Here is a 10,133-nt window from a genome sequence, read left to right as displayed (position 1 = left end):
CCTGTTCCTTGTGTTGAGTTGGTACTTACACTATGTCGGAACTTTTGGGGGAAGGCAAGTGTTTTTTGATTAACGTTGATTTGACAAGGATTACCAAGGATGGAACTAAGAAACTTTGGACATTACGTCAACTTTAGAGGGGGATGGCATCATGACGAAAGTGACATTTATTGGAATTGGTGATATGGGGACAGAAATGGTGAAACATTTACCGGCTGCCGGTTATGACGTGACCATTTGGGATAAAGTGCCTAATAAAATGGCCGGTTTTGATAATCCCGATATTCACGCCGCCAGCTCACTGTCCGAGGCCGTAAAAGCTTCCAAAGTGATTATCACATCTGTCATGTCCGATGATGTTCCAGCACTACACCTGGGGCAGGATGGTCAAAGCGGCATTGTGGACTTTTTGCAACCTGATAGTACGTTAATTGTGACGTCGACACTGGATCCGAAAAAGATTTTTGACATTGATAAAGCCCTGCCGAAGGACACTCATCTATTGGACGTTCCGTTAATTGGTGGGGTGCGTTATGCTCGTGAAGCTGCCCTGGTGTTAATTGCCAGTGGGGATCAAGCTACCTTTGAAAATGTCCTGCCAATTCTAAAGGTCTTTGGCACCGTCAAATACGTCGGGGCACTTGGGAATGGTGCAAAATTGAAATTAATTACCAACGTCGGCATTATGGCTGCCGAAGCCGGGATTCGTGAAACACTTGATTTGGCAGATGCTTATAACATTGATTACGAAACTGTGTTGGGCTTGATGCAAATGGGCCCACTCAAAGCAGTTGTCAACCGGGCACTAGATACAACCAACCCACGGCCGCTTAAGGGCTCCGTTGCTGATGAGGAAGAATTACTGAATGCCACTAAAGACCTCATCAAACTGCCATTGGCTAAGGGCTCCCGTGATCGACTGCGGGACGCCGTCAATGCCGTTGAAGGCGACGCCAGGTTCATTGATATTACGAATAAGAACACGGCGTTACCAAAATTCAAAAACTAATCGATATCTACTAAAAATCACCTGCAATTCTTTAAATGGAATCGCAGGTGATTTTTTCTGTCTTGGGGGAGATCAATTTCATTGAAATGACTAATTAGAGCTCTGCCAAAGATTCTTTGATTGCCGTTTCAAAGATGTCCAGGCCCGCATGAATCTGTTTTTCGGTTGCAACCAAAGGACTAAGGAAGCGAATCACATTATCATGGACACCGGCGTTTTCAATAATTAAGCCGTGTGCTACCGCATGTTTAATGATCTTAGCTACCAATTTGGGGTAAGGTTCCTTGGTTTCTCGATCAATGGTTTGGAACGATTACTGTTTGGGGCTTTTTGATTGCTTACCTGCTGGTGACAATTAGTGCGCCGGCTTTTCTATACAAATTAGGGTCTCTAAAAGGGCATCACATTGTGTCGTCCGCCCTCACCGGAACTTTACTCATGATTCCGATTATTAGCAGTCTTTATCCCCAGCCAACGGGGCCTGCCAAATATTTCCCTTACATTTTCGGTGGCTGGTTGATCCTATCACTGGTTTTTCACGAAATTCGGGATCGACGGCTGACAACGATTCAGCAAACAGATGAAAATTAGTTGATTCAAAATCAAAAAGCTAAGGCTTAGGGGGTGACCGTCATTGATAATTTCTTTAGATATGACTGTTAAAAATACACGTCCACGCATTTTTAAATGCCAAAGCAAGAAGCCAAGCAGGTTCTGCGGTATACTTGAAGTATAGATTTTAACATTATCCTTCAAGGGGGTCGATCTGATTGAGACTTAAAAATGTTAACGTGTCATCTGCTGTCAAGGCTGGGATGGTCGCCGGTTTCCTATCCGGACTGGTCAAACTAGGCTGGGAAGACTTGCTGCCACCAAGAACCCCGGACCGGGACGCAACCAATCCACCGCAAGCAATGCTGGAAAAGTTCGGCGTACCGGCATCAGTCACTCATTCAACTTATACTTATTCTGACCAGAAACTGCCATGGGTCAGCTATTTGATTCACTTTGGTTTTTCCACAACGTTTGCGGTCGGCTACAGTGTCTTACAGCACGTCACGCCACCCATTCGTTGGGGGCATGGTGCCATTGCTGGATTAGGCCTTTGGAGCGCCTTTCATTTAGGTATCCTGCCAATGATGCAGCTAACACCCGCTGCTAAAGATCTTCCGGCTGAGGAACAATTTTCCGAGGCGCTTGGCCATATTGCTTGGATGAGTACCATTGATTTGGTAAGTAATGCATTGTATCAGGGGAAACAGTTGAATAAGTAGAAAAAGAAGATGTTGAAAGCTTCGAAGAAAGGAGTTTTCTGCATCTTTTTTGTTTCTGATCTGATTCGTTTAACCTCATTGATTTACGCCATCACTAAAACTCATAAACCCTTCAATCCCCTTTAGTCGGCTCAAATCCGTGAACCATTTAATTATATTATCGGCTGAGGTCATGTAATAAGCAATAGTTAATTTAACTTTTTGCAAGCGCTTACCTTACCGCGTTTACTCACTAAAAAACGCCAGTCGCTAACTCCTCTAATTAGAAGAATTATCGACTGACGATAATTTTAACTTAGTTATTCACAGCCACTTTTGCCTTATATTGAGCGGTAATGGTTTCCAACTGACTAATCGCTTGAGCAACGGCTGGTTCAGTCACTTTGAACGGCAGCAAATGAATCGCTTTTTCCGGTGTCACCGTTTCGGCAGCAATCTGGTGAATCAGCTGACTAGACGGCTCTTTAAAGCCGAGTTCTTCAAGGCTGCGAGGCAACTTCAATGTTCCATACAGTTTCAGCAGAACTTGAATCTCTTCAAAGTGCTTCTCCAAAGATAACTGAACCAAATTTCCGTATGCGACCCGCTCACCATGCAACAGCGGTTTGGTTTCATCAAAAGTGGTCAACGCGTCATGGACAGAATGTGAACCGGTCGATCGGCTGTATTCATCACCCCAGCCGCCGACAGTTCCAGCTGTACAAATGATGGTTTCCACGACACTCAACCATTCATCCGTCAGTTTACCGGCTTTCATATCCCGAACGGCCGCAACTGAATTCTTAAGCAATACGTCCTTGCAATTCTCAGACATTTGCTTGGAAATCGTCAACGCCACGTTTAGCGAGCCCTTTTCTGCCAAATCCTGAAAAATCAATTCAGATTCATAGAACTTCGCTAACGTATCGCCAATGCCGGCAACAAAGTAATCAATTGGTGAGTTCAAGATCACTTTTGGATTGATCAACAGAAGATTCGTCGCATTATCATAAACTTCGTGGTCAATGTGTTCACCGTTTTCTTTATACCGTACACTCAAACACGACCAAGGTGCACAATTACTAGCCAAAGTCGGAATCGTGACAATCGGTCGATGTTCATAATGGGCAGCACTTTTCGCCGTATCCAAAACTTTGCCACCACCCAAACCAATGATCAACTGGATATCGTATTCTCGAACCAAACCACGAATTCGAGCAATTTCTTCAGGTGAACATTCGCCGTTAAAATGAATATCATGAACGGTCACACCGGGTTGCCAATCTGGTAAGTATGGTTTCGCAGCAGCAAGTGATTTAACGCCATGTAAAAATAAAACACGTTGGTACTGATTGTTAGTTATGTATTTTGGTAAATAGTCATAAGCGTCCTGATTTGACAAATACTGTTGTGGTCCGATGCGGGAAATGATCATACTGATTCCTCCAATTCTCAATTAGTTAAAATAACAAAATAATTAATATAATAAATGGAATTCTAATTCAAATAGTTGGCGCTGTCAAGCCTTTCCAGAAAAAAGTAACATTTTGGCGTCAGATACTTCTTCTTAAAGTGTGATTTATCCCAATTTTATTTTATTTTATTTTTAGCTATTGACTTTTACTTAACTGATTTATATGATGGATCTAAATTAAAATTTAGTTAGAATCCGCAAGAAGAGTAACGCTATTGATCGCTTTCAGAAAATTCGGATGATGGGAAAGAATCGTGACCATGTCGTGAAGATGAACTTGTGAATGGTGGTCGTCTGTTAACGCAGGCGACTCGGCAGGAACCGTTACCTTCCCTGATATACTTAGTATCGCAGAGGTGGTTATCGACAAAGCGAAACCACAAATTAGGGTGGTAACACGACACAAATCGTCCCTTGGTCAACATTGACTGGGGGACGATTTTTTTTAACTGTTGAATTGGAGGATAAAGAAATGCAAAAGAACATGTTAACAATCGGATTGATGGTAAGTAGTTTAGTCCTGGTCCTGGCCGCCTGTGGGCAGAAACAGTCGAATAACCGAAATGATCGAGTTTTCAACGCCACCGCTCAAGCCAACGTTTTAACCGTAGATCCTAATCGGGAAACTGACATCGGCAGTGACATGGCCACAACCCAAGTTCTGGAGGGCTTATACAAACAGAATAATCAGGGGAAAATCGTACCATCTTTAGCGACTAAGATTGTCACGCCGACTAACCAGGGTAAAACCTATACTTTTAACTTAAGAAAAGACGGCAAATGGAACGATGGCAGTCCGGTAACTGCCCAAGATTTTGTGGTTTCGGCCCGTCGACAAGTGAATCCCAAGACAAAATCGCAACGGGCCGCTCACTATTCAGATTTAAAGAACTTTACCGCGGTGAATACCGGCAAAGCCTCACCAAGTAAATTAGGAATTAAGGCCCTTGGCAAATACAAACTGCAAATTACGTTAAGCCACGCCGTTCCATATTACAATTCAATTTTGGCCACCGAAGTCTACCCAGTTGAACCTAAAGCCTTGGCAAAATGGGGAACCAAATATGGTCAGGATGCCAAACATGCCGTTTCTGATGGTGCCTATCTGATCAAAAACTGGAATTCGTCAAAAGATACCTGGAATCTGGTTAGAAATCCCAAATATTATGCCGCCGACCACGTTAAACTTAAGAAAATTCATTTTCAAGTAGTTAAAACCCCACAAACCAGCTTTAAACTTTTCCAGGCTGGTGACGTGGATGAAACACAAATTTCCGGTACTTGGGTAGCCGACGCCGAAAAACAATTTAAAAAAGACGTCAAAGTCCGTCGATACGGGCAATTAGCCTTCATTCCCTGGAACAACTATAACCACATTACTCATAACTTAAATCTTCGCCGAGCCGTTAGTTACTCAATCAATCGACGAGTGCTGGCTGATAAAGTCTTAAACGATGGCTCACTACCAGCCAAATCAATTGTTCCAGCAGGTGAAGTCAAGGGTCAAAACGGCCACAACTTCAATACCAGCTTAACAACTCAGCTAACCTATAATCTCAAGAAAGCCAAACACTACTTCGCCCTTGCTCAAAAACAACTGGGGACAAAAAAGATCAGTTTTCAGCTTTTAACGGCTGACACCGACGCCTACAAAGCTGTTGCTGAATACATTCAAGGCCAAGCCAGCAAAGTCTCCCCAAATCTTAAAATCAGTGTTCGCTCAGTTCCGTTGCAACAAGAGATCTCCTCTTTCTCAGATCACAAGTTTGAAGCCGGCACGCTTGGGTGGTCAACGGATTACCCGGATCCAATTGATTATTTAAACATCGCCGCCAAGGCTGGGCAAATCAACTTTACAAAATGGACAAACTCAAAATATGAAGCCTTGATTCGCAAAATTAACCAAACTAATGGCCAGACACCCGCCCGACGAGTAAAGTTGGAGCAGCAAGCTGCCAGCCTACTCAATCAGCTTCAAGGGGTCACCCCTCTTTACCAATATTCTTCGGTTCATCTACAAACCAGTAAAGTTAAGGGATTGGATTATCCATTAATCGGGTACCAAAAATACGAATTTGCTAGTTGGAAATAACCAATAAAGATCCAAAAGGAAGTCGTAGATGGTTGAATTTCGGCCCCAAATTCGTTACGCTGGGACAAAAGAAATTTTAGATAAGGTGGCTATTATGCAAAATAAACGTCGATTAACCGGTGCCCAGATTACCGGTTGGATTATTTGGTGGCTTGTAACGATTGTGATTGTCCTCATCATGCTGTTGTTAAATATTGGCGGCAAACATTCCTGGGTCAATAACACTATGGGCATTGCGTTTGGCATCGCCTACATTGTCCAACAAGTGGTGATGATTTTCGCGTTGAAGCGGCTTCATAAAGATGATAACTATGTCTGGCCGATCGTTTCTTTGGTCATGGGTGTTCTCGGTAGCTTTCTATATCTTATCCCGGGTATCTGGGCATTGATTGTTAATAACAATGCCCGCAATCACCGTCAACGCCCCATTAATCAATGAATGACAAAAAGGCTGAGTAACTCCCAAATTGAGAGTCGCTCAACCTTTTTACTTTGTCGCCATTATTTAATCAGCTATCGTCTTTAAAATAATTAGCTTTTTAACAATTAGAATTCACGATGCCCGTGAAGATAAACTTCCTTGTCGCCTTGCTGAACAGCTTTCGGATCCTGCAACGGGTCAGCATCCAACACTTGAAAATCGGCAAATTTGCCGACCTCTAACGTTCCATGATCTTCGTTAATTTGGCAGAGTTCAGCAGAATTTAATGAAGAACATTGATAAGCCTGGGCGGGCGTCATCCCAAGTTTAGTTAATAACTCAAATTCAGCCGGTGTCTTATCAAAACCGTTAAAAGGTGTGCCGGCATCAGTCCCACACGTGAATTTAACACCCAGTTCAAAAGCTTTAGACAAGTTCTTATAAGTATCATCCAGTGCGTCAGCCGCCTTCTTAATCTCCCATTCAGGCAAGACGCCGTGACCATACTTCGGAATAACCAGCTCGGCAACTAACGTCGGGGTCAAGTAAGTCCCCTGTTGCACCATCTGGCGGGCTTCCTGCTCGTTAACGTAGAAGCCGTGCTCAATTGAATCAACACCGGCATCCAGAGCATTTTGAATCCCCGGATTGCCTTCCGCATGGGCTGCTGCCCGACGTCCCTTGTGATGGGCTTCAACCACACCGGTTCTCATCTCCTCAACGGATAACTGTGGATCAGCCATAAAATCACCGGGTGTCATCACACCACCGGTGGCCATCATTTTAATGACTTCGGCACCATTCTTTAGTCCTTGACGAACGCTTTTACGCATTTCATCGGGTGAGTCAACCAAAAAAGCTGCATGGGGTGCATCCCCGTGACCACCCGTCATGGAAAAAGCCCGCCCGGAAGGTTGTAATTCAGGCACATGGTTCAGCTGGCCGGCTTTCATCAGCCGTTTTAATTTAATATCAACGTCATATGACGTCCCAAGTTCACGAACAAAGGTGACCCCAGATTTCAAAAGTTGCTGAAGACTTTGGTAACCAAAAACGGCTGCTTCGGTTTCTGAGACGTTAAAGCCACCATCAAATTTATCCGGGTGCGACGTAATGTGACAGTGAACGTTAATGAAGCCAGGCATGACGTAACGACCACCTAAATTAACTTCGTTTTCAAAGTTCTGATGATGGCCAGTCCCCCGATCCTTTAACTGGCCATTTTCATCTACGACAAACCAAGCATCGGTTTCATTTTCAGAAGTTCGACCATCGAACAAGTTGAAATTGTAAAAAAGTGTTTCAGTTTTCGTCATTTTAGCTCTCTCCTTTATTTCCAATAAGCGTATTGATATTGTGCTTCATTTAGTAATGAGTAATTCAGCCCGCCAATCTTTTTGCTGATTAATTTGGCTTCTGAAGGCTGATACAATGGCACATAGCCTTTCACTGCCATTAATCGTTGATCTGCCGCTACTAATTTTTTGTATCGACTTTCTCCGGTGAGATTATCAGCTTGATGAGCAAGTTGATCAAATTTAGCGTCTTTCCAGTGTGTGAAGTTCACGGAGTTATCATCGCGGGCAAGTCCAAGAAAGTCCGACGCATCCAGCCAATTAGTTGACCATCCAGTTAAATTCATCTCAAAGTTTCCGGCAAAGTCTCGTGAAACATGCTGAGCGTGCGGCAATGAGGTGACTTGAACATTGAGTCCTTTCAACGCTTTTTCCGCGGCTGATTGAATATATTGACCAACGTGCTTATCCTCATCCGTATCATCAGTCAATAGATTTAACGTTACTTTCTTTTTGCCAATTTCCTTTAAGTAAGCCTGCCAATATTGTTTGGCTTTCTTAACATTATGTGGTAATAAATTGCCAACTTCTTTAGCCATATCCTGTCCAGTCGCCGGATTGGTTTGATCACCAAGCGGCACCGCACTTAAAGCTGGTTTTGACCCATCTTGCAGCACATTTTGAGTTAGCTGCCGACGGTCGATTATGTAAGACATTGCTTGTCGCAAGTTGGTCGAGTTAGTCAATTTCTTTTGATTGTTGAAATACAAATAATTGATTCGACCAAGCAGATGGGTCTTCATTTGGGGATCGTTCTTATTCTCACGAACGTATTGTCCCGTGACCGTCGTCTCTTGGACCTTGTCACTCTTAAACAAATTAACCCCGGTATTTTGATCTTTAGCAACCGTGACATTAACCCGCTTCATTTTGACTTTCCCGGCATTATAATAATCTGGATTTTTAACATATCGCCAAGATGAATTAGTCCCTGTCCAGCCGGTTAGTTTATATGGACCATCATAGACAGCATGATTAGCATTCGTTCCGTATTTTAATCCATACTTTTTAACCACTTTGGTATCTAACGGCAAATATTTGCTGGCAGCCAGGTCATTAAAGTAGGGAACGGCGCGAGTCAATTGTACTTGCAGTTTATGCGGCCCCAAGGCTTTAACCCCTAATTTAGTTGGCGATAGTTTACCCTTTTGGACGGCATTGAAGTTTTTAAAGTATTGATAAACTGATGCAAACTGAGCTTTCGTCTTTGGGTCAACCGTTCGTCTAAACGACGTGACAAAGTCTTGAGCTGTCACCGGATCGCCATTACTCCATTTAGCATCCCTTCGTAACGTAAAAGTATATGTTTTCCCATGATTAGTGGGTTTAACGACCTTTGTCGCCACTCCCGGCACCAGTTTGTTATGCTGATCATATTTGTACAACCCCTCCATGGTCTGCAAAATCATACTGGCACTATTGGTGTCATAGGCCGTATTTGGATCAACCGTTGCTGGTTCATCCGGTAGTGTGACGTTTAAAGTCTGACTTGCCTTATTGCTGGTTGATTTCTGGCCACAAGCGGCTAACCCAAGACCCATAGCTGCCACTACGCCAAATGCCACAATTTGATTATGTTTCATACGCAGAACCCCCTATGTAGAAATAAATGGTTTCAATCAGGATTTGATGAGCAACGATTCCCGGACGAAAAAAGCACCCTCTTGAAGAGTCATCTTCAAAAAGGGTGCTGATGCACGGTACCACCTTTATTCACTACTTTTAAATAGCCTTAGCCAAACAGTCATTAGGATCATTTTAACATCACAGTTATCCTAATCACGATTCGCTGCAATTGTAACGGCTGCATTCCCGGTGGTCCCTACTAATGCTTCTTCAGTCCACAGCTCCGAAGTGATTTTCTCAAGTCACAATCACCACCCGCTTTCACTCATCCGGGTTCGCTAAGATGATTTTGTGGTTCGATACTTTCTTCATCAACGCTTCATCAATATCTCATCAAATCTTAATATAGACACCATACGCCACTTAACGTGATGCTGTCAACCCATCGACAAATTTTTCTAGTTATTTACCAGCCGGATCAGTTGCTTAACCGACGTCGACCCGGGATGGGCTTCTAACTTTCCTTCACCAATTAATTGTTCAATCCGATACCGATACCAATCACTTGGGACATTGCTCCCGTAATTTATCGATAATTGACAAAGTAATTGATCCAATTCTATAAAGTTTGTTTTGCCCCGATTTAAAATTGAAGTGCAACACTTGATAACTAGACCAATTAGACTAGCTTAAAAGGCCATGAAGACCTATTCTTATTATTAACGACAAAATCAACAGATAAGGATAGGTATCTTCATGACCCAAACTAAGAATATCATGCCTAAGCATTACCAACAACTCCAATCTTTTGAACGCGGTCAAATTGAATCCCTGATTCGATTAGGGTTCGGCGTTCGTCAGATTGCCAGCCAGCTTCACCGGAGCCCCAGCACCATTTCTCGTGAATTAAAACGCGGGTTAACCACCCAGATTGATTCCCAGAAACATTGTTCGTATGAGGGC

At 43.3% G+C, this 10,133-nt stretch carries 10 protein-coding genes; 6 read left to right on the top strand and 4 right to left on the bottom strand.

The window, feature by feature from the left end; genetic code table 11:
* The first annotated feature begins 151 nt into the window (after positions 1-151).
* On the top strand, positions 152-1,009 hold the full coding sequence (locus ED605_RS13215) for an NAD(P)-dependent oxidoreductase (RefSeq protein WP_121979361.1): 858 nt from the start codon (positions 152-154) through the stop codon (positions 1,007-1,009).
* Positions 1,010-1,103: 94 nt separating this feature from the next.
* Here ED605_RS13215 and ED605_RS13210 read toward each other — a convergent pair whose 3' ends face one another.
* The gene (locus ED605_RS13210; RefSeq protein ID WP_225419153.1) at positions 1,104-1,277 is read right to left on the bottom strand and encodes a hypothetical protein; all 174 of its coding nucleotides are present in this window, start codon (positions 1,275-1,277) and stop codon (positions 1,104-1,106) included.
* A 62-nt stretch (positions 1,278-1,339) separates the two neighbouring features.
* On the opposite strand from ED605_RS13210, the gene ED605_RS13205 reads away from it, so the two are divergent.
* Positions 1,340-1,600 carry a hypothetical protein gene (locus tag ED605_RS13205; protein WP_121979360.1) on the top strand — a complete coding sequence of 87 codons (261 nt, stop codon included), beginning with the start codon at positions 1,340-1,342 and terminating at the stop codon, positions 1,598-1,600.
* A 224-nt stretch (positions 1,601-1,824) separates the two neighbouring features.
* A complete protein-coding gene (locus tag ED605_RS13200) occupies positions 1,825-2,283 on the top strand; it encodes a DUF1440 domain-containing protein (RefSeq protein ID WP_121979363.1) in 459 nt (152 codons plus the stop codon).
* Positions 2,284-2,578: 295 nt separating this feature from the next.
* Here ED605_RS13200 and ED605_RS13195 read toward each other — a convergent pair whose 3' ends face one another.
* Positions 2,579-3,697: an iron-containing alcohol dehydrogenase family protein gene (locus ED605_RS13195; protein WP_121979359.1), complete on the bottom strand. Its 1,119-nt coding sequence runs from the start codon at positions 3,695-3,697 to the stop codon at positions 2,579-2,581.
* A gap of 511 nt (positions 3,698-4,208) precedes the next feature.
* Between ED605_RS13195 and ED605_RS13190 the strand changes: the two genes are divergently transcribed.
* Positions 4,209-5,828, top strand: coding sequence for a peptide ABC transporter substrate-binding protein (locus ED605_RS13190; RefSeq protein WP_121979358.1), 1,620 nt, complete (start codon positions 4,209-4,211; stop codon positions 5,826-5,828).
* Between the two features lie 28 nt (positions 5,829-5,856).
* Positions 5,857-6,267 (top strand): hypothetical protein, encoded by a 411-nt coding sequence (locus ED605_RS13185; protein WP_225419152.1) that lies wholly within the window; start codon positions 5,857-5,859, stop codon positions 6,265-6,267.
* Positions 6,268-6,374: 107 nt separating this feature from the next.
* On the opposite strand, the gene ED605_RS13180 is transcribed toward ED605_RS13185, so the two are convergent.
* Together ED605_RS13180 and ED605_RS13175 are read right to left on the bottom strand one after the other, a co-directional pair.
* Positions 6,375-7,565: a metal-dependent hydrolase family protein gene (locus ED605_RS13180; protein WP_121979357.1), complete on the bottom strand. Its 1,191-nt coding sequence runs from the start codon at positions 7,563-7,565 to the stop codon at positions 6,375-6,377.
* Positions 7,566-7,579: 14 nt separating this feature from the next.
* A complete protein-coding gene (locus ED605_RS13175) occupies positions 7,580-9,187 on the bottom strand; it encodes a peptide ABC transporter substrate-binding protein (RefSeq protein WP_121979356.1) in 1,608 nt (535 codons plus the stop codon).
* Positions 9,188-9,926: 739 nt separating this feature from the next.
* Between ED605_RS13175 and ED605_RS13170 the strand changes: the two genes are divergently transcribed.
* The coding region (locus ED605_RS13170; protein ID WP_162919812.1) for a helix-turn-helix domain-containing protein at positions 9,927-10,133 on the top strand (207 nt) is incomplete at its 3' end.

It is taken from the genome of Lentilactobacillus raoultii (assembly GCF_900411375.1).
In the GTDB taxonomy this organism is placed as follows: domain Bacteria; phylum Bacillota; class Bacilli; order Lactobacillales; family Lactobacillaceae; genus Lentilactobacillus; species Lentilactobacillus raoultii.
The sequence above is the reverse complement of the archived record's forward strand: the minus strand, read 5'-3'. Positions and strand labels throughout refer to the sequence as shown.

Bases quoted from the DNA above. Each gene is read 5' to 3' on its own strand.
- ED605_RS13185 (WP_225419152.1), top strand. From the start codon at position 5,857: ATGGTTGAATTTCGGCCCCAAATTCGTTACGCTGGGACAAAAGAAATT.
- ED605_RS13190 (WP_121979358.1), top strand. From the start codon at position 4,209: ATGCAAAAGAACATGTTAACAATCGGATTGATGGTAAGTAGTTTAGTC.
- ED605_RS13195 (WP_121979359.1), bottom strand. From the start codon at position 3,697: ATGATCATTTCCCGCATCGGACCACAACAGTATTTGTCAAATCAGGAC.
- ED605_RS13200 (WP_121979363.1), top strand. From the start codon at position 1,825: ATGGTCGCCGGTTTCCTATCCGGACTGGTCAAACTAGGCTGGGAAGAC.
- ED605_RS13180 (WP_121979357.1), bottom strand. From the start codon at position 7,565: ATGACGAAAACTGAAACACTTTTTTACAATTTCAACTTGTTCGATGGT.
- ED605_RS13175 (WP_121979356.1), bottom strand. From the start codon at position 9,187: ATGAAACATAATCAAATTGTGGCATTTGGCGTAGTGGCAGCTATGGGT.
- ED605_RS13215 (WP_121979361.1), top strand. From the start codon at position 152: ATGACGAAAGTGACATTTATTGGAATTGGTGATATGGGGACAGAAATG.